This window comes from Pseudomonas sp. OF001 (assembly GCF_904426495.1).
Lineage (GTDB): Bacteria > Pseudomonadota > Gammaproteobacteria > Pseudomonadales > Pseudomonadaceae > Geopseudomonas.
On sequence record NZ_CAJGBM010000001.1, the window covers coordinates 183,622 to 207,681 of the forward strand.

General features: G+C 71.3%; 19 protein-coding genes. 9 read left to right on the top strand and 10 right to left on the bottom strand.

Going from position 1 to position 24,060, the window contains the following annotated elements; translation table 11 throughout:
- Positions 1–49: 49 nt before the first annotated feature.
- Positions 50–592 carry an oligoribonuclease gene (orn, locus tag RA210_RS00785; protein ID WP_201485094.1) on the top strand — a complete coding sequence of 181 codons (543 nt, stop codon included), beginning with the start codon at positions 50–52 and terminating at the stop codon, positions 590–592.
- Here orn and RA210_RS00790 read toward each other — a convergent pair.
- The 4 genes from RA210_RS00790 to upp form a co-directional block, all read right to left on the bottom strand.
- Complete coding sequence (locus RA210_RS00790; RefSeq protein WP_201485095.1) at positions 579–3,077, bottom strand: cache domain-containing protein; 2,499 nt, start codon at positions 3,075–3,077, stop codon at positions 579–581. The genes orn and RA210_RS00790 overlap by 14 nt on opposite strands.
- 190 nt (positions 3,078–3,267) lie before the next feature.
- Complete coding sequence (locus RA210_RS00795; protein WP_136490507.1) at positions 3,268–4,533, bottom strand: Hsp70 family protein; 1,266 nt, start codon at positions 4,531–4,533, stop codon at positions 3,268–3,270.
- A gap of 74 nt (positions 4,534–4,607) precedes the next feature.
- Positions 4,608–5,324: a VC0807 family protein gene (locus tag RA210_RS00800; protein WP_178084073.1), complete on the bottom strand. Its 717-nt coding sequence runs from the start codon at positions 5,322–5,324 to the stop codon at positions 4,608–4,610.
- 79 nt (positions 5,325–5,403) lie between these two features.
- Positions 5,404–6,042 (bottom strand): uracil phosphoribosyltransferase, encoded by a 639-nt coding sequence (upp, locus tag RA210_RS00805; RefSeq protein WP_201485096.1) that lies wholly within the window; start codon positions 6,040–6,042, stop codon positions 5,404–5,406.
- Between the two features lie 166 nt (positions 6,043–6,208).
- Between upp and RA210_RS00810 the strand changes: the two genes are divergently transcribed.
- Positions 6,209–6,766, top strand: a complete 558-nt coding sequence (locus RA210_RS00810) for a hypoxanthine-guanine phosphoribosyltransferase (protein ID WP_136490510.1) — start codon at positions 6,209–6,211, stop codon at positions 6,764–6,766.
- A gap of 110 nt (positions 6,767–6,876) precedes the next feature.
- Here the strand turns inward: RA210_RS00810 and dauA are convergent, their stop codons facing one another.
- The 5 genes from dauA to RA210_RS00835 form a co-directional block, all read right to left on the bottom strand.
- Positions 6,877–8,616 (bottom strand): C4-dicarboxylic acid transporter DauA, encoded by a 1,740-nt coding sequence (gene dauA / locus RA210_RS00815; protein ID WP_201485097.1) that lies wholly within the window; start codon positions 8,614–8,616, stop codon positions 6,877–6,879.
- 98 nt (positions 8,617–8,714) lie between these two features.
- Complete coding sequence (locus tag RA210_RS00820) at positions 8,715–9,302, bottom strand: TMEM165/GDT1 family protein (protein ID WP_201485266.1); 588 nt, start codon at positions 9,300–9,302, stop codon at positions 8,715–8,717.
- Between the two features lie 328 nt (positions 9,303–9,630).
- On the bottom strand, positions 9,631–10,629 hold the full coding sequence (locus tag RA210_RS00825) for a class I SAM-dependent methyltransferase (protein ID WP_201485098.1): 999 nt from the start codon (positions 10,627–10,629) through the stop codon (positions 9,631–9,633).
- Between the two features lie 63 nt (positions 10,630–10,692).
- The gene (locus RA210_RS00830) at positions 10,693–11,649 is read right to left on the bottom strand and encodes a 2-hydroxyacid dehydrogenase (RefSeq protein WP_201485099.1); all 957 of its coding nucleotides are present in this window, start codon (positions 11,647–11,649) and stop codon (positions 10,693–10,695) included.
- Between the two features lie 112 nt (positions 11,650–11,761).
- Positions 11,762–12,940: an acetyl-CoA C-acyltransferase gene (locus tag RA210_RS00835; protein WP_201485100.1), complete on the bottom strand. Its 1,179-nt coding sequence runs from the start codon at positions 12,938–12,940 to the stop codon at positions 11,762–11,764.
- Positions 12,941–13,107: 167 nt separating this feature from the next.
- Here RA210_RS00835 and RA210_RS00840 point away from each other — a divergent pair, with 167 nt between their 5' ends.
- The 6 genes from RA210_RS00840 to pqqF all read left to right on the top strand — a co-directional run bounded on the left by RA210_RS00840 (position 13,108) and on the right by pqqF (position 21,537).
- Positions 13,108–14,697, top strand: coding sequence for a DUF1302 domain-containing protein (locus RA210_RS00840; protein WP_442963351.1), 1,590 nt, complete (start codon positions 13,108–13,110; stop codon positions 14,695–14,697).
- A gap of 121 nt (positions 14,698–14,818) precedes the next feature.
- Positions 14,819–15,307 (top strand): DUF3015 domain-containing protein, encoded by a 489-nt coding sequence (locus RA210_RS00845; protein ID WP_201485102.1) that lies wholly within the window; start codon positions 14,819–14,821, stop codon positions 15,305–15,307.
- An 84-nt stretch (positions 15,308–15,391) separates the two neighbouring features.
- Positions 15,392–17,251, top strand: a complete 1,860-nt coding sequence (locus RA210_RS00850; protein ID WP_201485103.1) for an Lnb N-terminal periplasmic domain-containing protein — start codon at positions 15,392–15,394, stop codon at positions 17,249–17,251.
- Between the two features lie 170 nt (positions 17,252–17,421).
- Positions 17,422–18,063, top strand: coding sequence for an MBL fold metallo-hydrolase (locus RA210_RS00855; protein WP_201485104.1), 642 nt, complete (start codon positions 17,422–17,424; stop codon positions 18,061–18,063).
- Positions 18,064–18,158: 95 nt separating this feature from the next.
- Positions 18,159–18,863 (top strand): OmpA family protein, encoded by a 705-nt coding sequence (locus tag RA210_RS00860; protein WP_136490519.1) that lies wholly within the window; start codon positions 18,159–18,161, stop codon positions 18,861–18,863.
- Positions 18,864–19,032: 169 nt separating this feature from the next.
- The gene (gene pqqF / locus RA210_RS00865; RefSeq protein ID WP_201485105.1) at positions 19,033–21,537 is read left to right on the top strand and encodes a pyrroloquinoline quinone biosynthesis protein PqqF; all 2,505 of its coding nucleotides are present in this window, start codon (positions 19,033–19,035) and stop codon (positions 21,535–21,537) included.
- On the opposite strand, the gene RA210_RS00870 is transcribed toward pqqF, so the two are convergent.
- Positions 21,527–22,474 (bottom strand): AEC family transporter, encoded by a 948-nt coding sequence (locus RA210_RS00870; RefSeq protein WP_201485106.1) that lies wholly within the window; start codon positions 22,472–22,474, stop codon positions 21,527–21,529. The genes pqqF and RA210_RS00870 overlap by 11 nt on opposite strands.
- Before the next feature lie 324 nt (positions 22,475–22,798).
- Here RA210_RS00870 and RA210_RS00875 point away from each other — a divergent pair, with 324 nt between their 5' ends.
- Positions 22,799–23,971: a porin gene (locus RA210_RS00875; protein WP_136490689.1), complete on the top strand. Its 1,173-nt coding sequence runs from the start codon at positions 22,799–22,801 to the stop codon at positions 23,969–23,971.
- Positions 23,972–24,060: the final 89 nt, after the last annotated feature.

Here is a 24,060-nt window from a genome sequence, read left to right on the forward strand (position 1 = left end):
TGCCGGGTGCGGCCTGCTAGAATGCGCGGATCAACCGAGGACTCCCGCCATGCAGAACCCGCAGAACCTGATCTGGATCGACCTGGAAATGACCGGCCTCGATCCCGAGACCGACGTCATCATCGAGATGGCCACCATAGTCACCGACGCCCAGCTCAACGTGCTGGCCGAGGGCCCGGCCCTGGTGATCCACCAGAGCGACGCGGTGCTGGCCGGCATGAATCCCTGGTGCGTCGAGCAGCACGGCAAGAGCGGGCTGACCCAGCGGGTGCGCGACAGCCGGCTGAGCGAGGCCGAGGCCGAGGCGCAGACCATCGCCTTCCTCCAGCAGTGGGTGCCGGCCGGGGTGTCGCCGATGTGCGGCAACAGCATCGGTCAGGACCGTCGCTTCCTCGCCCGCTACATGCCGCAGCTGGAGGCCTTCTTCCACTATCGCAACATCGACGTCTCCACCCTCAAGGAGCTGGCCGCGCGCTGGGCGCCGGCGGTCAAGGAATCCTTCGTCAAGCAGGGCAGCCACCTGGCGCTGGACGACATCCGCGAGTCGATCGCCGAGCTGCGCCACTACCGCGAGCACTTCATTCGCTGCTGACCGGCGTTTCGGCCGCGGCCGCCGTGCGCGCCAGCAGCTCGCCCATCGCCTGCGCGTTCAGCGGTCGCGACAGGCGATAACCCTGGCCGTGGCGGCAGCCGTGCCAGCGCAGGAAGTCGTGCTGGGCGGCGGTCTCGATGCCCTCGGCGATGCAGGTCATGCCCAGCGCGTGGGCCATGCCGATGATGGCGACGGTGAGCGCGGCATAGTCGTCGCAGTCCGGCAGGTCGCTGATGAACGAGCGGTCGATCTTCAGGGTGTCCAGCTTGAAGTGCTTGAGGTAGCTCAGCGACGAGTAGCCGGTGCCGAAGTCGTCCATCGCCAGGCGCACGCCCTGCGCCTTGAGGCGCTGCAGGGTGGCCTGTACCTGTTCGAGGTTTTCCGCCAGCACGCTCTCGGTCAGTTCCAGCTCCAGCAGCCACGCCGACAGGCCGCTGCGCGCCAGGGTGCGCTGCACCACCTCGGCCAGATCGCCGTGGCGGAACTGCAGCGCCGAGACGTTCACCGCCACGCGCAGCGGCGGCAGCCCGGCGGCCTGCCAGGCCATCGCCTGGCGGCACGCCTCGTTGAGCGCCCAGGCGCCCAGCGGCAGGATCAGCCCGCTGTCCTCGGCGATGGGGATGAACTTGTCCGGCGGCACCTGGCCGAGCACCGGGTTGTGCCAGCGCAGCAGTGCCTCGCAGCCGCTCAGGCGGCCGCTGGCCAGATCGTACTGCGGCTGGTAGTGCAGGCTCAGCTCGTCGCGCACCAGCGCCTGGCGCAGGCGGTTCTCCAGCTCGAGGTGCTCGCGCACCCGGGTGTTCATCGCCGCGGCGAAGAACTGGAAGTTGTTCCGCCCCGCCGCCTTGGCGTGATACATCGCCGTGTCGGCGTTCTTCAGCAGGGTCTCCACGTCCTCGCCATCGGCCGGGCAGAGGGCGATGCCGATGCTCGGGGTGACCGCCAGCTCGTGCTCGCCGACGCTGTAGTGGCCGCTGCAGGCCTGCAGCAGCGCCTGCGCCACCTGGGCCGCCTGGCCGGCCTGGGTCAGCCCCTCCAGCAGGATGACGAACTCGTCGCCGCCCAGGCGACTGACCGTGTCGCCGGCGCGTACCGCGCCCGACAGGCGCTGCGCCACCTGGATCAGCAGGCCGTCGCCGACGGCGTGGCCGAGCGAGTCGTTGATGTTCTTGAAGCGGTCGAGGTCGATGAACAGCACGGCCAGCTGCAGGTCGTCGCGGCGGGCGCGGGCCACGGCCTCGGTGAGGCGGGCGAGCAGGCGGGCGCGGTTGGGCAGCTGGGTCAGCGGGTCGGTCTCCGCCTGCTGGCGCAGACGGACCTGGCCGGCGGCGATGTCCGCCTGGTAGCGCGCGAAGCGGTGCGTCAGCCAGCGCGACAGGCCGACGGCCAGGCCGAGGGCCAGCAGCATCACCAGCAGCAGGGCCTGGGCGGTGGTGCGGAAGTCCTGGTGCAGGCTCTGTTCGAGCTTGCGCTGGCGCTCGGCCAGTCCCGTCTCCAGGTCGTCGAGGTAGACGCCGCTGACCAGGATCCAGTCCCAGGCCTCCAGGTTGCTGACCAGCGCCAGCTTGCTGCTCAGCTGCGGGTTGCTGAGGCCGCGCCACTGGTAGCGGGTGAGGCCGCCGCCGTTGCGGCTGGCCTCGAGGATGCGCTGGATCACCGCCTGCTCCTCGGTCGGCAGCTCGTCGACGTAGCGCCCCTCGGCTGCCGGGTTGCTCGGCGACAGCAGCACCCGGCCGTCGCGGTGGATCACCGCGATGTAGCCGTTGGCGCCGATGCGGGTGGCGCGCAGCTGGCGCAGGGCCTGCTGCTGCAGCTGCTGCTCGACCTTGTAGAGGTATTCGCCGGTGCCGATCAGCCAGTCGAACGGCTCGAACACCCGCGCGTAGGCGATCTTCTCGGCCATTTCGTCGGGCTTGCCCGGAGCGTACCAGCGGTAGCGGGTGAAGCCGCGCTGCTGCGGGTTGTCCACCGCCGCCAGCAGGTCGCGCATGATGGGGCGGCCGTCGACATCGTGGTTGTCGAGCAGCGAACGCCCCTCGCGCTCGGGGTTGATCGGCAGCAGCACGCAGTTGCCGGCCAGGTCGTCGATGAAGAAGTAGCCGCTGCCGTCGAAGAAGCGCAGCGGGCGGAGGGTGTCGACGATCAGCCGGCGGATCTCGTCTTTCGTGCGGCGGCCCCGTTCGCGGCGGTAGATGGCCTCGGCGATCTGCACGGCATGGTCGACCTGCTGGCGCAGGTCGCGCTTGAGCACGGCCTCGCTGCTCTGGCGCAACTGGTCGAGCTGGTCGTGCAGGGTGGTCAGCGAGGACTCGAGGATGGCCTCCTGCTGGCGCAGTTCGGCGGCCTCGAGGGCCAGGCTGTCGGCGCGGAAGTTGCGCGTCTGCTGCAGGGTGAAGTAGCTGCCCAGGGCGAGGGTCAGGACGAACACCAGCGCCAGCATGCCGAACAGCTGCAGGCGCAGGAGATTGTTGTCGGTCATCGCCATGGGGCGCGCACCTTGCTCGGAAGGATTCCAGTCCCTGGTCAGCCGCAGCTCAGCGCGGTAGCCGGTGTTCGTCGAACTGTCCTGCCGCGCAGTCCGATTCGGACCGGCGGCTGGCGGTTTTGTGGCTGGGTTCGCATTCTAGTGGGAGCACCGGATTTCGCCCAGCGGCCAATGGTCGAGGTTTCCAGGCTCAACCGTAGCGCTTGTGCGCCTCGATGGCCAGACCGCTGCCGATGCCGCCGAAGCGGTTGCCTTCGACCGGTCGGGCATTGGGCAGCAGGGCGGCGACGCTCGCGCGCAGGGCCGGGATGCCGCTGGAGCCGCCGGTGAAGAACAGGGTGTCGACCTGTTCGGCACTCACCCCGGCGTCCGCCAGCAGGCGGTCGATGCCGGCGTCGATGCGCGCCAGCGAGGTGGCGATGGACTCCTCGAACAGCGGCCGGGTCAGGGTGGCGGCCAGTCCCGCCTCGACCCGGGTGAAATCGATGGTGCGGCTGGCCTGCTCGGTGAGGGCGATCTTGCTGTCCTCCACCTCGATGGCCAGCCAGTGGCCGGCGCGCTGTTCGATCAGGCGCAGCAGGCGGTCGATGCCGGTCGGGTCCTGGATGTCGTAGCGCATGCTTTCCAGGGCGATCCGGGACTTCTGCGCGTAGACCGCGTTGATGGTGTGCCAGGTGGCCAGGTTGATGTGGTGGCTGGTCGGCATCAGCGCGTCGCTCTTCATCCGGCTGCCGTAGCCGAACAGCGGCATCACCCCGGCCAGGCTGAGCTGGCGGTCGAAGTCGGTGCCGCCGATGTGCACGCCGCCGGTGGCGAGGATGTCGTCCTGGCGCTCGGCCAGGGCGCGGCGCGCGGGCGAGAGACGCACCAGCGAGAAGTCCGAGGTGCCGCCGCCGATGTCGACGATCAGCACCAGTTCCTCGCGGTCGATGCCGGCCTCGTAGTCGAAGGCCGCGGCGATCGGCTCGTACTGGAAGGAGATGTCCCTGAAGCCCAGGTCGCGGGCCACCTGCATCAGGGTGTCGGCGGCCTCGCGGTCGGCGGCGGGGTCGTCGTCGACGAAGAACACCGGGCGGCCCAGCACCACCTGCTCGAACGGCCGGCCGGCCTCGGCCTCGGCACGCTGCTTCAGCTCGCCGAGGAACAGGCCGAGGATCTGGGTGAACGGCAGGGCGCTGCCCAGCACGGTGGTGGCGCTGCCCAGCAGCGGCGAGCCGAGCAGGCTCTTCAGCGAGCGCATCAGGCGCCCCTCGTAGCCGTCCAGGTATTCGCCCAGCGCCTGGCGGCCGAACGCCGGGCGCTGCTCCTCGAAGTTGAAGAACAGCACCGAGGGCAGGGTGTCCTTGCCGTCTTCCAGGGCGATCAGGTTGCCCTGACCGGGCCGCAGCCAGCCGACGGTGGAGTTGGAGGTGCCGAAGTCGATGCCGCAGGCGCGGGCAGGCGAGGCGAGGGTCATGGGAAGCGGCTCCGGAAAAAACGGCCGCGCATTCTATGCGAGAGCGGCGCCGAATGGGCGCCGCTCCGTCGATTTCAGTGCTTGTCGCGGTGATGCGCCGCCATGATCTCCTCCAGGCTCAGCCCGGTGAGGTCGTGGATGGTGCGCCACAGGTAGTAGAGGATCGCCATCATCATCAGCATCGAGGGGATGGCGATCATCGGGTAGCTGAGCAGGTTCATGTGCGCCAGCTCGGCGTTGAACGCCTCGCTGCCGGCCGGGCTGGTGACCAGCCAGCGGGCGAGGATGTAGTTCATCGCCGCGGAGAAGAAGAAGGTGCCGCTCAGCCACCAGGTGGCCTTGAGCAGGCGCCGCTCGAAGGCGGCGGTCTGCCCGCGCGCATCCAGCTGCTGCTGGATGCGTTCCACGTCGAGCACGTTCCTGTTGTACAGCAGGCTGTAGATCAGCGGCTTGCTGGTGCGGGTGGAGAACAGCACGGCCAGGCCGATGATGCCGGGGATGGTCGCCTCCTTGACCGCCAGCCAGCGGCTGTCCAGCTGCAGCAGGCCGATGCCGCCGGTGAGCAGCACGCTGGCCAGGCCCAGCAGGGCGATGAAGTTGAACTTGCGGTAGCGCAGCAGCTCGAAGGCGCCCCAGCCCAGCGGGAAGGCCAGGGCCAGCGCCAGCGCGCCGTCGGCGCCGAGGCGCTCGGGGCTGCTCAGTTTCATCAGCACCAGCGAGGGCAGCAGGATGCTCACCGCCAGGTCGACCAGCGGGCGCGGCTTGTGGGTGGGGCGGGAGGCGTCGGTCATGCTTTGCGTCTTGTCCATCGGGAGCCTTGGGGTGCCGGCCAGCGGCTTGGTGAGGAGCGCCACGATACCGCAGAGCGGCTCAGGCGTCCTTCTGCCGGGTGCCGAAGATCTTGTCGCCGGCATCGCCCAGGCCGGGAATGATGTAGCCGTGCTCGTTGAGGCGCTCGTCGATCGAGGCGGTGTAGATGCGCACCTCCGGGTGCGCCGCGGCCACCGCGGCGATGCCTTCCGGCGCGGCGACCAGCACCAGGGCGCGGATCTCCCGGCAGCCGGCCTTCTTCAGCATGTCGATGGTGGCGATCAGCGAGCCGCCGGTGGCCAGCATCGGATCGACGATCATCGCCAGGCGGCGGTCGATCTCCGGCACCAGCTTCTCCAGGTAGGTCTGCGCCTCGAGGGTCTCCTCGTTGCGCGCCAGGCCGATGACGCTGACCTTGGCGCTGGGGATCAGGCTGAGCACGCCGTCGAGCATGCCGATGCCGGCGCGCAGGATCGGCACCACGGTGATCTTCTTGCCGGCGATGCGCTCGACCTGGACCGCGCCGCACCAGCCCTCGATGGTCTGGTCCTCCAGCGGCAGGTCCTGGGTGGCCTCGTAGGTCAGCAGGGCGCCGAGTTCCTGGGCCAGCTCGCGGAAATTCTTCGTGCTGATGTCGGCGCGGCGCATCAGGCCGAGCTTGTGGCGGATCAGCGGGTGACGAATCTCGTGCACGGGCATGGGCAGGCTCTCCGGCGGCAGGCGGGCAGGGATGGCATAGAGTAAAGCATCCGCCGCCGGCGGCCGAGTGCCGGCGCACTGGCGGCCGTCCGAGGCTTGCCGGCCGGCCGGCTGGCCGGTACCTTTCGCCCCTTTGCCCGTCCGGGCCCACCTTCGGAGACCTGCCATGTCCGTCGATCTCGCCCATATCCGCCAGGTGATGGCGGAAGCCGACTGCCTGTACACCGCCGAGCAACTGGACGCCGCCATCGCGCGGATGGCCGGACAGATCGGCACCGACCTCGCCGAGCGCAATCCGCTGGTGTTCTGCGTGATGAACGGCGGGCTGATCTTCGCCGGCAAGCTGCTGCCGCTGCTCGACTTCCCGCTGGAGGTCTCCTACCTGCACGCCACCCGCTACCGCGGCGAGACCAGCGGCGGCGAGCTGTTCTGGAAGGCCAAGCCGGAAATGTCGCTGATCGACCGCGACGTGCTGATCGTCGACGACATCTTCGACGAGGGCCACACCCTGGCCGCCATCGTCGACTACTGCAAGCACGCCGGCGCTCGCGCGGTGCACACCGCGGTGCTGATCGACAAGGAGCACGACCGCAAGGCGAGCCCGGACATGGACGCCAGCTACGTCGGCCTGCCCTGCGTCGATCGCTACATCTTCGGCTACGGCATGGACTACAAGGGCTACTGGCGCAACGCGCCGGGGATCTACGCGGTCAAGGGCATGTGATTGCCTTTCGTGGGGGCTGGCCCCTGGCGGCCGCGTAGGGTGCGCCGCGCGCACCGCAACGGCGCAGGTGCGCATGGCGCACCCTACGCTCCCTCACCGCCTACTGCTCCTTACGCTGGCGCGGTGGTGCCCGCCGCTTGCTCCTTCTCCGCCAGCCACCTCAGCGCCTTGCCGCGCGCCTGGTCGAGGTCGTGCACGTAGGCCAACTGGTGGCTGTGCAGGTGGATGCCGGCGCGGCGCAGCTGCAGGCGCACCCGCGAGCTGGTGCCGCTGAAGATCAGGCCGACGCCGTGGTGGCGGAAGTCGCGCAGCACGGTGTCCAGCGCCGCCAGCGCGGTCATGTCCAGCAGCGGCACCGCGCTGAGGTCGACGATCACCACCTTCACCCCCGGGGTGAAGCGGCGCAGGGTGTTCAGCGCCTTCTCCGCCGCGCCGAAGAACAGCGGGCCGCGGATCGCGTAGGCCGCCACGTGCTCGGGCAGGTCGCCGAGCGCCTGGTGGAAGTGCCGCGGCAGCGGCGCCGCGTCGGTCAGCGCGCTCATCTGGCGGATGAACAGGCCGGCGGCCAGCAGCAGGCCGGCGCCCACCGCCAGCACCATGTCGAAGGCCACGGTCAGCACCAGGCAGGTGAGCAGCACCAGCACGTCGCTGCGCGGGGCGATGCGCAGGGTGTGCACCACGTGCGGCGCCTCGGCCATGTTCCACGCCACCATCAAGAGCAGCGCGGCCAGCGCGGCCATCGGCAGGTAGCTGAACAGCGGCGCCAGCAGCAGCATGGCGGCGAGCACCACGCCGGCATGGATGATCGCCGCCAGCGGCGAGAAGGCGCCGGCGCGCACGCTGGCGGCGCTGCGGGCGATCGCCGCGGTGGCGGTGATGCCGCCGAACAGCGGGGCGATCAGGTTGCCCAGGCCCTGGCCGATCAGCTCGCCGTTGGGATCGTGCTTGCTGCCGGTCATGCCGTCGGCGACCACTGCGCAGAGCAGCGACTCGATGGCGCCGAGCATGGCGATGGCCATCGCCGGGGCCAGCAGCTCGCGGACCAGCGCGAGACTCAGCGGCGCGGCGTCCGGCAACTGCCAGGGCAGGGCGAAGCCCGGCAGGTAGGGCGGGATGCCCGGGTGGGTCACGCCATCGAGGCTGTAGCTGAAGCGCTCGCCGAGGGTGGCGACGCCGAGGCCGGCCAGCTCCAGCAAGAGGCCGAGCAGGGTGCCGACCGCCAGCGCGGCGAGGTGGCCGGGGACCTTCGGCACCAGGCGCGGCCAGGCGATCAGCACGCCGAGGGTGACGGCGGCGACCAGCGCGTCACCGAGGTGCGCGGTGGGCAGGGCCAGCGCCAGGTCGTACATCTGCTCGGGGAAGTGCGCGGCGCTGCCGGTCACCGTCAGGCCGAGGGCGTCCTTGAGCTGCAGGCCGGCGATGACCACGCCGATGCCGGCGGTGAAGCCGAGGGTCACCGGGTAGGGCACGAACTGGATCAGCCGGCCGGCCTTGAGCAGGCCGAGACTGATCAGGATCAGGCCGGCGAGCATGCTGCACAGCAGCAGGCCGGAGAGGCCGTGCTGCTGGACGATGGGCAGCAGGATCACCACGAAGGCGGCGGTGGGGCCGGAGATGTTGAAGCGCGAGCCGCCGGTCAGTGCGATCAGCGGCGCGGCGATCAGCACGGTGTACAGGCCATGCTGCGGCGGCGCGCCCACGGCGATGGCCAGCGCCATGGCCAGCGGGATGGCGATGATGCCGACGGTGAGGCCGGCGAGGATGTCGCCGCGCAGGGCGCGGCGGTCGTAGCCGGCGCGCAGGGCCTGGCGCCAGGCGGTGAACAGCGGAACGCGCGCGAGCCGGGACATTCTTCTACTCCGTTATATTTCCCCACTTCATAAGAGGGTAAGCCGTTTGCCGGTGAACGGCTATCGGACGGAGGTGGAAGTCCCGGCCCGCGGGCCGGTCAGCCCAGCCAGCCGCTCAGTTTGGCGGCGTTCCAGGCGGCGTACAGGGCCAGGGCGACGAAGCACAGCGCGGAGATGCGGTGGATCAGCGTCATCGGCAGCTTGTCGGCGGAGAAGTGCGCGGCCAGCACCACCGGCACGTTGGCGATCAGCATGCCGAGGGTGGTGCCGGCGACCACCAGCCAGAAGTACTCGTACTGGGCGGCCAGCATCACCGTGGCGATCTGCGTCTTGTCGCCCATCTCGGCGATGAAGAAGGCGACCAGGGTGGTGAGGAACGGACCAAAGCGCTTGAAGTGCGAGGCTTCCTCCTCCTCGTCGATGTGGTCCGGCACCAGCATCCAGGCGGCCACGGCGAGGAAGCTGGCGGCGAGGATCCAGCTCAGGGTGGCTTCGCTGAAGAAGGAGGCGACCCACTTGCCGATGGCGCCGGCGGCGAAGTGGTTGGCCACGGTGGCGACCAGGATGCCCCAGATGATCGGCCAGGGCCGGCGGAAGCGGGCGGCGAGGAGCAGGGCGAGCAGCTGGGTCTTGTCGCCGATCTCGGCGAGGGCCACCAGGCCGGTGGGGACGAACAGGGATTGCAGGGCTTCCATCGGACATTCCAGAGGGGCGGGACAACGACGGCATGACACGCACGGCCTGCCCGCCCCGGGTCGGCTGTGAGTGTCATGAGTCTTGTCGAACCGCGGCGCCGGGCTGGCCGGTGCGGGTCGTGCGCGCCATGGTCTGCGGACCAAGTGTGTTGACGCGCACGCCACCGAATCGCTCGGCGGCAGACTACTCCCTCAGGACGGCGCGCATTGTGCCCAAGGGCGGCGGGAGAGACAAGGGATCGGCGGAGTGTCGGTGCGCATGGCGCACCCTACGCAGGCGCTGGTGCTTCCCGTAGGGTGCGCCATGCGCACCATCCCGTCACGCGCGGCGCGCCGAATACACGCGGAAGCCGTCGCGTTCGGCCAGCACCGTGCAGGGGCCGAGGTGCTGCTCGATCAGCGGCGCGTACCTGAGGAAGCTGTTGGCCACCAGGCGCAGCTCGCCGCCGGGGCGCAGGTGGCGGGCGGCGTCGCGCAGCAGCTGCTCGGTGGCCTGGTAGTCGGTGTGCACGCCCTGGTGGAACGGCGGGTTGCTGACGATGGCGGCCAGGCCGGCCGGGGCATCCATGATGCCGCGGCCGGCCTGCACCTCGGCCTGCAGGCCGTTGGCGGCCAGGGTCAGGCGGCTGCTGGCCACCGCGAAGGCGTCGACGTCCAGCAGGTGCAGCCGGCTGTCCGGATAGTGGCGCTGCAGCGCGGCGCCGAGTACCCCGGCGCCGCAGCCGAAGTCGAGCACTTCGCCCTGCGGCAGGTTGCCCAGGTGCTCGAGCAGCAGGCGCGAGCCGACGTCCAGGCGGCCGTGGCTGAACACCCCGGGCAGGCTGACCACCTGCAGCTCGCCATCCATCGTGGCCACCGGGTAGCGGCGGGCGAGCGTCTCCAGCTTCGGCGCCGCCGGTGCCTGGTCCACCGTCACCTGCCACAGCTGGCAGTGGCGCGCGCTGTCCAGTTTGCGCGGGCGGCCGAACGGCTCCAGCTGCTTCGCCGCGCGCTCGATGCCGGCGCGCTTCTCGCCGACCAGCCACAGCGGCGCGCCGGGGAAGCGTGCGGCCAGCGCGGCGAGCAGGTAGTCGGTCAGCTCGCGCGACTTGGGCAGGAACAGCACGGCGCCGGCGAACGCCTGCGCCGGCACCTGGGTGCCGAACTGGCAGCGTCCCGGGTAACGCGCGGCAACGGCGCTGTGCTCGTCCCAGTGCCAGCTCCAGCCATGGGCCTCGGGCAGTTCGCCGAGCAGGCCGTCGGCCGGCAGGCCGGCGAGCAGCACGGGACCGCTGAACAGTTCGGCCTGACGCAACAGCACTTCGCTACGCGGATCCATGGACACCTCCGGAACAAAAGGGCGGGCAGATTAGGCAAAGCGCGTGGCGCTGGCAAACCCGGCTCAGGACACCACCCGCATCGGCTCACCCCTGAGGAAGGCCGCGGCGTTCTCCGCCAGCTGGCCGACGATGCGCTGGCGCGCCTCGCGGCTGCCCCAGGCGCTGTGCGGGGTGACGATCAGGCGCGGCACGTCCGGGGCGAGCAGCGGGTTGCCGTCCTTCGGCGGCTCGACGCTGAGCACGTCGGTGGCCGCGCCGCCCAGGTGGCCGGCGCGCAGGGCGTCGGCCAGCGCCTGCTCGTCGACCAGGCCGCCGCGGGCGGTGTTGACCAGGAAGGCGCCGGGCTTCATCAGAGCGAGTTCGCGGGCGCCGATCAGGTTGCGGGTCTGCTGGGTCAGCGGGCAGTGCAGGGTCAGCGCGTCGACCTGCGGCAGCAGCTGGTCCAGCGGCAGGCGGCCGTCGTGGGCGGGACGGCCGGGCAGCAGGCCGAGCAGCACGTGCATGCCGAAGGCGCGCGCCAGCTGCGCCACCGCGCTGCCCAGCTCGCCGTGGCCGAGCAGGCCGAGGGTCTTGCCCTCCAGCTCGACGATGGGGAAGTCCAGCAGGCAGAACTGGCTGGCCTGCTGCCAGCGCCCGGCGCGCACCGCGGCCTGGTAGTCGGGGAGGCGGGTGGCCAGGGCGAGCAGCAGCATCAGGGTGTGCTGGGCCACCGACGGCGTGCCGTAGCCCTGGCAGTTGCACACGACGACGCCGTGGGCGCGGGCGGCGGCCAGGTCGACGTTGTTGGTGCCGGTGGCAGCGATCAGCACCAGCTTCAGCTCGGGGCAGGCGGCGAAGGTGGCGGCGTCCAGGCGGACCTTGTTGCTGATCGCCACCTGCGCGCCCTCGAGGCGCTCGGCGACCTGCCCGGGGGCGGTTTGTTCGTGCAGCACCAGCTCGGCGAACACCGCGCGCAGCGGCGCCAGGTCGAGATCGCCGAGGTCGAGGGAGGGATGGTCGAGGAATACGGCTCGGGTCATGGGACTGTCCTTGCAGGCTGGGCGGGCGCCGTCCTGAGCCGGCGCGCTGTCATCGCCGCAGCCTAGCGGAAAGCGCCGCAGGCGTGCAGCCCGCGGCGTCCGTCCGCAACCCTCAGTCCAGCAGCTCGACCGCCACCGCGGTGGCCTCGCCGCCGCCGATGCACAGGGCGGCGACGCCGCGCCGGCCGCCGGTCTGGCGCAGGGCATTGAGCAGGGTGACGATGATCCGCGAACCGGTGGAGCCGATCGGGTGGCCCTGGGCGCAGGCGCCGCCGTAGACGTTGACCTTCGCCGGGTCCAGGTCGTGCTCGCGGATCGCCAGCATGGTGACCATGGCGAAGGCCTCGTTGAGCTCGAACAGGTCGACCTCGTCCTTGCTCCAGCCGGTGCTGGCGAACAGCTTGGCGAGGGCGCCGACCGGCGCAAGGGTGAACTCGCCCGGCTCCTGGCTCTGGGTGGCGTGGCCGACGATCCGCGCCAGCGGCTTGAGCCCGCGCCGTGCGGCTTCCTCGGCGCTCATCAGCAGCAGCGCCGAGGCGCCGTCGGAGATCGAGCTGGAGTTGGCGGCGGTGATGGTGCCGTCCTTGCGGAACGCCGGCTTGAGGCCGGGGATCTTTTCCGGGCTGGCGGTCAGCGGCTGCTCGTCGTCCTTGACCGTCACCTCGCCCTTGCGGGTGGTCACCGTCACCGGGACGATCTCGGCGTCCAGCGCGCCGCTCTCGATGGCCGCCTGGGCGCGGCGCAGCGACTCGATGGCATAGGCGTCCATCGCCTCGCGGGTCAGGCCGTACTGGTCGGCGGTCTCCTGGGCGAACGAGCCCATCAGCCGGCCGCTGCGCGCATCCTCCAGGCCGTCGAGGAACATGTGGTCCTTGAGCTCGGCATGGCCCATGCGCAGGCCGGCGCGCGCCTTGTCCAGCACGTAGGGTGCGTTGGACATGCTCTCCATGCCGCCGGCGACCATCACCCGGTTGGTCCCGGCCTTGAGCAGGTCGTGGGCCAGCATCACCGCCTTCATGCCCGAGCCGCACAGCTTGTTGATGGTGGTGCAGCCGGTGGCGGTGGGCAGGCCGGCGGCAAGCGCCGCCTGGCGCGCCGGGCCCTGCTTGAGGCCGGCGGCCAGCACGCAGCCCATGATCACTTCGTCGACCTCGGCCGGCTCGACCCCGGCGCGTTGCACTGCGGCGCGGATGGCGGCGGCGCCCAGTTGCGGTGCAGAAAGGGCGGCCAGGCTGCCCTGGAAGCCGCCCATCGGGGTGCGGACGGCGCTGACGATCACGATCTCGGACATCGGGTATTCCTCGCTGTTGGTTTTGTTGTTGCGGTGCACAAAAGATGAATCTACACCCTGCGCGGCGAACTGCAAACCTTCCGACGGGCGCGAGCAACCGGTGCAGGCCGCGCTTGTCGGATAATGCCCGCGCAGCGCAATGGCAGAGGAGAGAGGGTGTGGCGTGGTTGTCGACGAACGGGAAGCGGCTGGCCGCCGCGCTGGCCGCCGCGCTGGCCGGGCCGGCGCAGGCGCTGCCCTTCAATCTCGGGGGGCTGGAGGGACAGCTCGACTCCGAACTGACGCTGAGCACGCGCTGGGCCAGCGCGGATGCCGAGCGCGAGCTGATCGGCGCCGCCAACGGCGGCCGCGCGCCGGCGGCCAGCGGCGACGACGGCCGGCTCAACTTCAAGCGCGGCGAGACCTTCAGCAAGCGCCTCGCCGGCTGGCACGGCCTGGAGCTGAAGTCCGGCAATGCCGGGGCGTTCGTCAGCGCGCGCTACTGGTACGACTTCGAACTGATGGACGAGGCGCGGCCGTTCGCCGAGGCCGAGGCTGCCGGGGGCGCGCGCGGTGCGCAGGCCGCCGGCGCCGAATGGCTGGAGGCCTTCGTCTGGCACCGCCACGCGATCGCCGGCCAGCCCGGCCGCCTGCGTCTCGGCCGCCAGGTGCTGCGCTGGGGCGAGGGCGTGCTGATCCCCGGCGGCATCGACGTCATCAACCCCTTCGACGCGGCGATCTGGCGCCGTGCGGACGCGCCGCTCGCCGAGGGCCGCCTGCCGGTCAACCTGCTGCACGGCGTGCAGGCGCTGGGCGAGGCGCTGAGCGTCGAGGCCTTCTACCCGCTGGAATGGCGGCCGAGCACCCCGGACGACTGCGCCAGCTTTCTCGCCCGGGCCGACTACCTGGCCGACGGCTGCACCGCCCTGGCCCGCCCGCTGGGCGCGCCGCTGCCGCGCGGCGCCGACCGCGAACCCGGCGCCGGCGGCCAGTACGGCCTGGCCCTGCGCTACCACCACGCACCGCTGGCCACCGAGTTCGCCGCCTACCTGCTCGAGTACCACAGCCGCCTGCCGCTGGCCGGGCTGACGGGGGACGGCTACTTCCTCGCCTGGCCGGAGGACATCCGTCTGTACGGCCTCAGCTTCGCCACCACCCTGGCCGCCGGCAGCGTCTGGCGCGGCGAATTCAGTCACCGCCCCGACGCCCCGCTGCAGCCGTCCATCGGCGACGGCCTGGCTGCCGGCGGCACACAGCCCGCCTGGCGCCGCGCGGCGGTCAGCCAGCTGCAGAGCAGCCTGGAGCACACCTTCGACGGCGTGCTGGGCGCCAGCCGGCTGACCCTGCTCGGCGAGCTGGCGTGGATCCACACTGGCAGCCTGGACGGGCGCCACGGCCGCGACCCGCTGTTCGGCCCCGGCCCGCAGGCCAACGGCTGCGCGCTGCCGGCCGGCGCGACCACGCGCTACTGCGAGAACGCCGGCTTCACCAGCCGCGACGCCTGGGGCTACCGCCTGCAGGCGCGCTGGGAGTACCCGCGCGCCATCGCCGGTATCGACCTGGCGCCGCATCTGTCCTGGGCCCACGACGTCGATGGCCATTCGCCGGCGCCCGAGGCGGTGTTCGTCGAGGGGCGCCAGGCGCTGACCCTGGGCGTCGAGGCCGACTACCGCGACAGCTGGCGCGCCGGCCTGAGCTGGACCGACTACTTCGGCGGCCGCTACAGCACACTGGCCGACCGCGACCGGCTCGATCTCGAACTGGGGCTGCGCTTCTGAAGCGAAATGCCGCACGTTGTGCCGGGCATCCGCCTTGACATGACCGGCTTATTGCAAAAAGCTCACGGAAGGCCGGCGCGGATATGCCGGCCCGCTCATTCACGTGAAGAAGAGACAAATCATGAAACGGATTCTGCTGGGCTCACTGTTCGCCGTCGCCTCCCTCAACGCCTTTGCCGAAGCTCCGGGCGGTCCGGGTTGCGGCTGGGGCAACATGCTGTTCGAGGGCCAAAAGGGCCTGCCGTCGCATCTGGTCGCCTCGACCACCAACGGCACCTCGGGCAACGCCACCTTCGGCATGACCTCCGGTACCAACGGCTGCTCCACCAAGGGCACCCTGACCTACGACGGCAAGTCGATGCTGGTGCTGAGCGGCATCATGACCGAGCTGTCCGAGGACATGGCCAAGGGCGAGGGCGAAGCCCTGACCACCTATGCCGTGGTGCTCGGGGTCAAGCCCGAGGACCGTGCCCACTTCGCCGCGGTGACCCACGAGCACTTCGCGGAAATCTTCACCTCCGCCGACGTGACCGCCGAGCAGGTGCATGCCGCCACCCTGGCCGTGCTCAAGCGCGACGAGCGTCTGGCCCAGTACGCCGAGAAGGCCTGAGCCCGCGGGCGGCCTCTGGCTGCCCCTTTCCCCCGGGTGCCCGCGCTGGCGGGCACCTCCGCATTCTCCCGCCGTTGACTGTCCATGCCGCGACGCCTGTTCCCGCTGTTGCTGTCCGTCGCCTGCGCCGCCGCCGCGCAGGCCGCCCCGCAGATCGATTCCGTCCGCCTCGCGGCCCTGGCCGGCGATCCCTACTGGCTCGCCCTCGGCCACTACGAGAGCGGCAAGCTCGGCGGCTGGCGCAGCTACGTCGACGACGACGAATTCTTCCTCGCCGGCTCGGGGGCCACCGAGCCGGCCGCCGAGCTGGGCGCCACGCTGGAGGCGCTGTATCGCGATCCGGCGCTGGGCGACCGCCATCCGCAGTGCGTCTACCCGGCGCGCACCCGCTGGCTGCGCGAGCGGCTGGCGCTCACCGACCTGCCGGTGGTGGATTGCCCGGAGTATCGCGCCTGGTACGCCGACATCGACCCGCATTCCAGCGTGCTGGTGTTTCCGGCCGCCTATCTGAACAGCCCGTCGTCGATGTTCGGCCATACCCTGTTGCGCATCGATCCGCCCGGCAGCGAGGCCAACGGCACGGCGCTGCTCAGCTACGCGCTGAACTTCGGCGCCACCATCGAGGGCATGGACAACAGCATCCTGTACGCCTGGAAGGGCCTGATGGGCGGTTACCCGGGACTGTTCGCCCTGCTGCCCTATCGCGAGAAGATCGGCGAATACAGTCGCCTGGAAAACCGCGACCTGTGGGAGTACCGCCTCAACCTGACGCCCGAGGAGACCGGGCGCATGCTCGAGCACGTCTGGGAACTCAGGCAGATCCAGTTCGACTACTTCTTCTTCGACGAGAACTGCTCCTACCGCCTGCTCGAGCTGCTGGAGATCGCCCGCCCGGGGCTGCGCCTGACTGCCCAGTTCCCGCTCACCGCGATCCCCGCCGATACCGTGCGCGCGGTCAAGCGCGCCGAACTGGTCGAACGCATCGACTACCGCCCGTCCCGCGAGCGCGAGCTGCTGGCCCGCGCCACGCCGCTGGCGCCGGCCGAGCAGCTGTGGGTGCAGCAGCTGGCTGCGGACAGCGGGCAACTGCAGGCGGCCGACTACCAGGCTCTGCCGGTCGAGCGCCGCGCGCTGATCCAGGATAGCGCCTACCGCCTGGTGCGCTACCAGGTGGCCGGAGTCGAACGCGATCCGGACAGCGCCGCGCGCAGCTACCGCCTGCTGCAGGCGATCAACCACAATCCGCCGCCGCGCCTGGACATCGCGCGGCCCGGCCTGCCCGAGGACGGCCACGACTCGCGCACCCTGCAGTTCGCCGTCGGCAGCCGCGACGAGCGCGCCTACGCCGAATACGGCCTGCGCATGGCCTACCACGACCTCACCGACAACCTGTACGGCTTCCCGCTCGGTGCGCAGATCGAGATCGCCCAGCTCAAGCTGCGCCAGTACGAGGGCAACCACTGGCAGCTGCAGCAGCTCGACCTTGCCGGCATCCGCTCCCTGACCCCGCGCACCCAGTTGCTCCAGCCGTGGTCCTGGCAGATCGCCGGCGGCCTGGAGCGGGTACCCGGCGTGGACGACGACCAGCGCCTGGTCGGCCACCTCAATGGCGGCGGCGGCTTCACCTGGCAACTGGGCGACGGGCTGCTGGCCTTCGCCCTGGCCACGGCGCGCGTCGAGCACAATCGCGACTTCGCCGCCTGGCTCAGCCCGGCTGCCGGCTTCGACGGCGGCCTGCTGTGGCGCAATCGCGGCGGCAACCTGCTGCTCGAGGCGCGCGGCGACTATTTCCACAACGGCGAGGTGCGCCGCAGCCTGGCGCTCGAGCAGCAGATCGAACTCGGCCACAACCTCGGCCTGCGCCTGTCCGCCGAGCGCCAGTTCGGCCAGCGCGCCGCGCCGCAGAGCGAGGTGCAGGTACAGCTGCGCTGGTACTACTACTGACGGCCAGGCAGGCGCATGCAGCCCATTGCCCGCGCCAACAGCGGACTGACCGGGCCCGCAAGGCACTCATGCGAGGCTCCGGCAGCGGCGGCCCGCCCCCGCGACGGGGCCGGGCCGTTGTGCGCTACCATAGGCGGATCGCGCAGACCCCCTTTCGGAGCTCCCGCCCCATGACCGCCCAGCCCGCCCTGATCCGCGAAACCTTCCCCGTCGGCCCCCTGCAGTGCAACTGCACCATCATCGGCGATCCCGTGACGAAGAAGGCCATCGTCGTCGATCCGGGCGGCGATCCCGAGCTGATCATGGCGCGCCTGGAAAAGCACGGTCTCAAGCTGGTCAGCATCGTGCACACCCACGCCCACCTCGATCACTTCCTCGCTGCCGGGCAGATGAAGGAGCGCACCGGCGCCACCCTGCACCTGCACGAGGACGACCGTTTCCTGTGGGACAGCCTGGAGCTGCAGTGCCGCATGTTCGGCGTGCCCTACACCCCGGTGCCGGCGCCGGACCGCTACCTGCAGGACGACGAGGAGCTGGCCTGCGGCTGCGGCGTGGCGCTGCACACCCCGGGGCACACGCCGGGCTCGATGAGCTTCTGGTTCGCCGACGCCAAGCTGCTGATCGCCGGCGACACCCTGTTCCGCCGCGGTATCGGCCGCACCGACCTGTGGGGCGGCGACTACGCCACCATCGAGCGCTCGATCCGCCAGCGCCTGTACACCCTCGACGAGGAGGCGACCGTGATCACGGGCCATGGCCCGCAGACTACGCTGGGTGAGGAAATGCGCGAGAATCCGTTCATCCGCGCCTGAGGATGCCGGTCGTCGGGAATTTATCGCCGGCGCCGGCCTCTAAGGGTCATCTGCCCGCCGCTGGCGGGCCCGAGTCATCGTAAGGAGAGCCATCCATGAAACTGTCGAGTCGTCTGATCCTGTCCGCTGCCGCCCTGGCCGTGCTGAGCGGTTGTGCGCAGAACCCCTACCAGCAGCAGCCGGCTGGCGCGGACACCGGCATGAGCAAGACCGCCAAGTACGGCGGCCTGGGCGCCCTGGCCGGCGCCGCTGCCGGCGCGCTGATCAGCCACGACGACCGCGGCAAGGGCGCTCTGATCGGCGCCGCCATCGGTGGCGCCAGCGGCGCGGGCTACGGCTACTACGCCGACAAGCAGGAAGAGCAGCTGCGCCAGCAGATGCAGGGCACCGGCGTCGAAGTGCAGCGCCAGGGCGACAACATCCAGCTGATCATGCCGGGCAACATCACCTTCGCCACCGATTCGGCGGACATCTCCAGCGGCTTCTACTCCCCGCTGAACAACCTGGCCAGCTCGTTCAAGCAGTTCAACCAGAACAGCATCGAGATCGTCGGCCACACCGACAACACCGGCGGCTACCAGTACAACATGGGCCTGTCGCAGCGTCGCGCGCAGAGCGTGGCCAACTACCTGATCTCCCAGGGCGTCGATCCGAGCCGGGTGACCACCCGCGGCGCCGGCCCGGACCAGCCGGTGGCCAGCAACGCCAGCGAGTCCGGCCGCCAGCAGAACCGCCGCGTCGAGGTGAACCTGCGTCCGCTGCCGGGCGCCCAGGGCACCCAGGGCGGCTACCAGCAGTAAGTCTGCGCACCGGCCCCGCGCCGGCGCGCGGGCGGAAAGGCGCTGCAGCGATGCAGCGCCTTTTTCGTGTCCGCTACTTTGGTCGCAAGGGCCTGCGACTTGCGCAGGGTTGTCGGCCGGCTGGCGCGGGGCGATGCTGCAAGCCATCCCCGCCGACAGGCCAAGGCCCATGGACTGCGAATACCCCCGACTGCCGCGGCGCACCCTGCGGCTGGACAACGGCGTGACGGTCGCCCTCTACCACGAGCCGCAGGCCCGCCGCGTGGCGCTGGCGGCCAGCGTGGCGGCCGGCAGCTGCCACGAACCGCCGGACTGGCCGGGGCTGGCGCACTTCCTCGAACATGCGCTGTTCCTCGGCAGCGCCGGCCACCCCGCGGTCGGCGCCTTCGCCGACTACGTGCACGGCCACGGCGGCCGCTACAACGCACGCACCCTGGGGCTGCAGACCCTCTACTACCTGGAGCTGCCGGTGCACCAGCTGGCGCCGGGGCTGGGCCGGCTGGCCGACCTGCTGGCCAGGCCGCTGCTGGACGCCGAGCGCCTGCGCGCCGAGCGCGAGGTGCTGGAGGCCGAATACCGGGCGCGCTGCGCCGACCCCGACAGCCAGCTGCACGGCGCCCTGGCCGCGCTGCTGGAACCCGCGCATCCGCTGGCGCGCTTCCAGGCCGGCAACCGCGACAGCCTGGACACCGACGATCCCCGCTTCCTCGCCGCGCTGCGCACCTGGCATGCCCGCCACTACCGCGGTCGCGGACTGCGCCTGCTGCTCGGCGGGCCGCAGCCGCTCGACGAGCTGGAGCGCCTGGCCCGCGAGCTGCTCGCCGTGCTGCCGGACGGGGAGCCGGTGCGGGAGGAGCCCTGGCCGTCGCTGTGGCCGGCCGGGCAGGGGGCGCTCGAACTGCTGTTGGAACAGCCGCAGGCGCTGCGGCGGCTGAGTCTGTGGCTGCCGCTGGCGCTGGACGCGCAGCGGCAGGATGGCCTGCTCGCCCTGCTGCGCGAGGCCGCCGGGCAGCCGGCGGCCGGCGGCCTGCTGGCCGAGCTGCGCGCGCGCGGCTGGGCGCAGCAGGTGGGCATCGACTGGCGGGACGGCGGCGCCGGCACGGGCCTGCTGGGCCTGCGCCTCGCGCTGGCGGACGGCGGCGAGGGCCGCGAGGCGCAGATCGCCGCGCTGTGCAGCGACTGGCTGCAGCGCCTCGCCGTTGCGCCGGCGCTGGCGCCGGACGCGCACGAGTGGGCGGCGCTGTGCCGCGAGCTGGCCTGGCAGGAGTTCGAGCTGGCGCCCATGGAGCGCGCCGCGCTGTGGCTGGAGCGCTGGCCGCGCCAGGGGAGCGGCGACTGGCGGCCGTGGTCCGCGCCGGGCACGCCCGCCGGGCTGCTGGCCGGGCTGCTGGCCGGGCTGGCGGCGGACCCGCAGCGGCTGATCCTGCAGGTCGCCCGCGCGCGCCTGGACGGCGGTGAGCCGACGCCCTGGTTTCCGGTGCGTCGCCGCGTGCGCCGGCTGGACGGCCTGCCGGCCGTGGCCGCGCCGCGCTGGCAGGCGCCGCCGGCCAATCCCTTCCTCGCCCGTGGCGCCGCGGCGGCAGCGGCCGATGCCGACCCGGCGCTGCTGCGCCCCGGCCATGCCGCGCTGCTGCTGGCCTGGCAGCCGGGCGACGGCGGCGACCACCGGCTGACTGCCGAACTGGCCGAGGCGGCGCTGACCGCCTGCTGGGAGCAGGCGCTGCACGGCGCCGCCCGGCTCGCTCACGACTGGCAGGCGCTGCCGCGCCCGGGCTGGCTGCGGCTGTGCCTGAGCGGGCCGGCCAGCGGCCTGCCGGCGCTGCTCAAGCGCCTGCTGGCGGAACTGGCGGCGGGCGATCCGGCGCAGTGGCGGGCCGTCCTGCAGCGCCGCCGCGCCGAGGCGCAACGGCAACTGCTGCTGCGCCGCCTGCTGGCCCATCCGGCGGCACAGGGGCGCCTGGCGGAGCACGAGCTGGCGCCGCCGGCGCTCGACGGGCGGGACGATGGCGAACTGCGCCGCCGGCTGACCGCCTTCCTCGCCGCCGGCGTGCGCCATGCCCGCGCGTTCGGCGGAGTGCCGCTGCCGGCGGACTTCGCGCCGGCCGCCGCGCAGCCCGTCGCCGCGCCGCGCTGGCTGGGTGGCGAACACCTGCAGCGCCTGGCGCTGGACGAGGGCGAGCACGCCGTGCTGCTGCGCCTGCTGGCGCCGCCCGGCGACGCCGAGCGGGAGGCGGCCTGGCGGCTGCTGGCGGTGCTGCGCCAGAGCGCCTTCCACCAGGCGCTGCGCGTCGAGCAGGGGCTGGGCTACGCGCTGTTCAGCCGTTTCTTGGCCGGGGAGGAGGGCGCCGAGCTGCAGTTCGGCGTGCAGTCGCCGCATGCCGATGGCGCGCGCCTGCAGCAGGCGATCCGTGATTTCCTCGCCGGCAGCGCCGCCGCCCTGGCCGGGCTGGACGCGGCGCGCCTGGAGCCGGCCCGCGGCGCGGCCCTCGACGCCCTGCACGGCGGCAGCCGCCGCGCGCGCCTGCTGCAGGCCTGCGGCGACTGGCTGGGCGGGCGCGACGCCGCGCACGTGCAGGCGGTCGACGCGGCGTTGCAGCGACTCGCGCCGGCCGACCTGCAGCGCGCCGCCGCCGAGCTGGCGGCGGCGGAGTGGCGCTGGCTGCTCAGCCGCTGACGAACAGCTGCGGCAGCACGCCGAGCAGCAGGCTCATGCTGAAGAACGACAGCAGCGTGGTGACCACCAGCGCCGCGGCGCAGCGCTCGCCCAGGCCGTACTGCTGGGCCAGCAGCGGGTAGACGGTGAACATCGGCGCGCTGGCGAACAGCAGGGCGGCGATCTTCAGTTCCGGCGCCACGCCGGGCACCAGGGCGAAGGCGACGTAGACCGCCAGCGGGTGCAGCACCAGCTTGCCCAGCGCCATCTGGCCGGCGTCCGCCAGCATGCCGGCGGGCCTGAGTCCGCACAGCGTGCCGCCGATGACGAACAGCGCCGCCGGCGCCGAGGCCTGGGCGAGCATCTCGACGGGGCGCAGCAGCATCGGCGGCAGGCGCAGCTCCAGCAGCGACAGGCCGAGGCCGACGAGGATGCCGATCAGCACCGGGTTCCTCGCCAGGCGGCGGGCGATCTCCAGCGCCACCCGGCGCGCCCCGCCGCCGTTCGGCCGGCCGGCCTCGGCCAAGGTCAGCGCCAGCGGCACCATCAGCAGGCTCTCCACCAGCATGCACAGCGCCATCGGCAGCGCCGCCAGCGGGCCGACCACCATCACCACCACCGGATAGCCGATGAAACCGCTGTTCGAGGCCGACATGCCGAGGCCGCTCATCGCTGCGCCGGCCAGGCCCTCCCGGCGGCCCCAGCGCGCCAGCGCGAAGCCCGCGGCGAAGGCCGCCAGCGAGGCCAGGCCGTAGGCCAGCAGGTAGCCGGCGTTGAGGATTTCCTCCACCGGCCGGGTGGCCAGCGAATGGATCAGCAGGGCGGGCAGGGCGAAGTGGATGACGAAGCTGCCGATGCCGCGGATCTGCTCGCTGCCCAGCAGGCCGCCGCGCACGGACAGGTAGCCGAGGCCGATGAGCAGGAAGATGGGGGCGGTGATGGTGAGGATGTCGAACACGGCGGGCGTCTCTGGCGGCTGGAAGGGCCGCAGCAGAGCGGCCGGGACATTATCCGCAGGGCGCCGCGGCGCAGGGAAGCCCGACGGGCGATCAGCGCACGAAATGTTTCTAGAGAGCGCCCGCTTACTCCGAAAGCATCATGTGGCGTGCGGGAGTAGCACGACCTTCGCCCGACAGGGATGAGCGGCTTTCGGCGCGCGCCGTAGCGGCCTGCCAAAGCATGAGGTCTTCGCTGCCTGCGCAGAATACGGGGCGTTGCGGGTCGCTCCGGATAATCCGCTCGACTGTTGGATCAGGCAGTCGTCCTGACGCAAGCGGAGACAATGATGAACAAGAACAAAGCCTGCTACTCCCTTCTGGCGGCTGCCACCGCCCTCGCAATCAGCCTGCCGGCCTCGGCCGAGATCGTGCTGTACGACAAGAACGACACCACCTTCTCCACCGACGGCTACTTCAACGCCTTCTACGTCAACAGCGACGTGGACCGTGACGACAGCCTGAACCTCGACCGCAAGCAGTCGCGCGTGAAGATGGGCTTCCTGCCGAACTACATCGGCTTCAACTTCGGCAAGCAGGTCGACGGCCTCAAGCTCGGCGGCCGCTCCTCGTTCTGGGTGACCATCAACGACAGCGAGCAGAACGGCACCGGCACCGCCATCGACGTGCGCCAGTTCTACGCCACCGCCTCCAGCCCGGAGTGGGGCGAGGTGCTGTTCGGCAAGGACTTCGGCCTGTTCGCCCGCTCCAACATCCTGCTCGACGAGCTGCTCGCCGGCTACGGCCAGGTCAGCGACACCCTGGGCCTGGTCGACGGCGGCGGCGTGTCCTTCGGCAACATCGGCAGCGGCTACCCGTATCCGTTCCCGACCTCGCAGATCACCTACCGCTCGCCGCTGATGAGCGGCCTGCGCATCGCCGCCGGCATCATGGACCCGGTCGACACCAACGACAGCAGCCCGACCGGCAAGGCCTACCAGGAAGCGCCGCGCTTCGAGACCGAGATCACCTACCAGTTCGAGGTCGGTGGCGCGCAGATCTACTCCTGGATCAACGGCATGCAGCAGACCTCGGAAAACACCGACAACACCGTCGCGGACGTCGACTCCACCGGCGTCGGCTACGGCGTGCAGGCCAAGATGGGCGGCCTGACCCTGAGCGCCTCGGGCTTCCAGGCCGAGGGCATCAACCCGTTCTTCACCAACAACCTGACCGAGCCGACCCTGCGCGAAGTCGACAGCGACGGCTACCTGCTGCAGGGTTCCTACCGCTTCGGCAAGAACCGCGTGGCGCTGTCCTACGGCAAGACCAAGGACGACGGCAACGGCCTGGGCACCGCGGCCGACTACGAGACCCGCGGCGTCGCCTTCTTCCGCGACATCAACGACAACCTCAAGCTGGTCGCCGAGGTCAACCAGTTCGAGATCGACGGCAAGAGCAACCCGGTCCTCGACGAGGATACCCGCACCTTCGCGGTGGGCGCGGTACTGGCCTTCTGAGCCCGTGCGCGGGCGGGAGCGAGACTCCGCCCGCGCCACCCCGGACTCCATATCGACTGCCGAAGAGGAAAGCCGCGAGGCTTTCCTCT

What these genes read in the sequence shown, in the direction of transcription:
- orn (WP_201485094.1), top strand. Translation starts at nt 50, where the DNA reads ATGCAGAACCCGCAGAACCTGATCTGGATCGACCTGGAAATGACCGGC.
- RA210_RS00790 (WP_201485095.1), bottom strand. Translation starts at nt 3,077, where the DNA reads ATGGCGATGACCGACAACAATCTCCTGCGCCTGCAGCTGTTCGGCATG.
- RA210_RS00795 (WP_136490507.1), bottom strand. Translation starts at nt 4,533, where the DNA reads ATGACCCTCGCCTCGCCTGCCCGCGCCTGCGGCATCGACTTCGGCACC.
- RA210_RS00800 (WP_178084073.1), bottom strand. Translation starts at nt 5,324, where the DNA reads ATGACCGACGCCTCCCGCCCCACCCACAAGCCGCGCCCGCTGGTCGAC.
- upp (WP_201485096.1), bottom strand. Translation starts at nt 6,042, where the DNA reads ATGCCCGTGCACGAGATTCGTCACCCGCTGATCCGCCACAAGCTCGGC.
- RA210_RS00810 (WP_136490510.1), top strand. Translation starts at nt 6,209, where the DNA reads ATGTCCGTCGATCTCGCCCATATCCGCCAGGTGATGGCGGAAGCCGAC.
- dauA (WP_201485097.1), bottom strand. Translation starts at nt 8,616, where the DNA reads ATGTCCCGGCTCGCGCGCGTTCCGCTGTTCACCGCCTGGCGCCAGGCC.
- RA210_RS00825 (WP_201485098.1), bottom strand. Translation starts at nt 10,629, where the DNA reads ATGGATCCGCGTAGCGAAGTGCTGTTGCGTCAGGCCGAACTGTTCAGC.
- RA210_RS00830 (WP_201485099.1), bottom strand. Translation starts at nt 11,649, where the DNA reads ATGACCCGAGCCGTATTCCTCGACCATCCCTCCCTCGACCTCGGCGAT.
- RA210_RS00835 (WP_201485100.1), bottom strand. Translation starts at nt 12,940, where the DNA reads ATGTCCGAGATCGTGATCGTCAGCGCCGTCCGCACCCCGATGGGCGGC.
- RA210_RS00845 (WP_201485102.1), top strand. Translation starts at nt 14,819, where the DNA reads ATGAAACGGATTCTGCTGGGCTCACTGTTCGCCGTCGCCTCCCTCAAC.
- RA210_RS00850 (WP_201485103.1), top strand. Translation starts at nt 15,392, where the DNA reads ATGCCGCGACGCCTGTTCCCGCTGTTGCTGTCCGTCGCCTGCGCCGCC.
- RA210_RS00855 (WP_201485104.1), top strand. Translation starts at nt 17,422, where the DNA reads ATGACCGCCCAGCCCGCCCTGATCCGCGAAACCTTCCCCGTCGGCCCC.
- RA210_RS00860 (WP_136490519.1), top strand. Translation starts at nt 18,159, where the DNA reads ATGAAACTGTCGAGTCGTCTGATCCTGTCCGCTGCCGCCCTGGCCGTG.
- pqqF (WP_201485105.1), top strand. Translation starts at nt 19,033, where the DNA reads ATGGACTGCGAATACCCCCGACTGCCGCGGCGCACCCTGCGGCTGGAC.
- RA210_RS00875 (WP_136490689.1), top strand. Translation starts at nt 22,799, where the DNA reads ATGATGAACAAGAACAAAGCCTGCTACTCCCTTCTGGCGGCTGCCACC.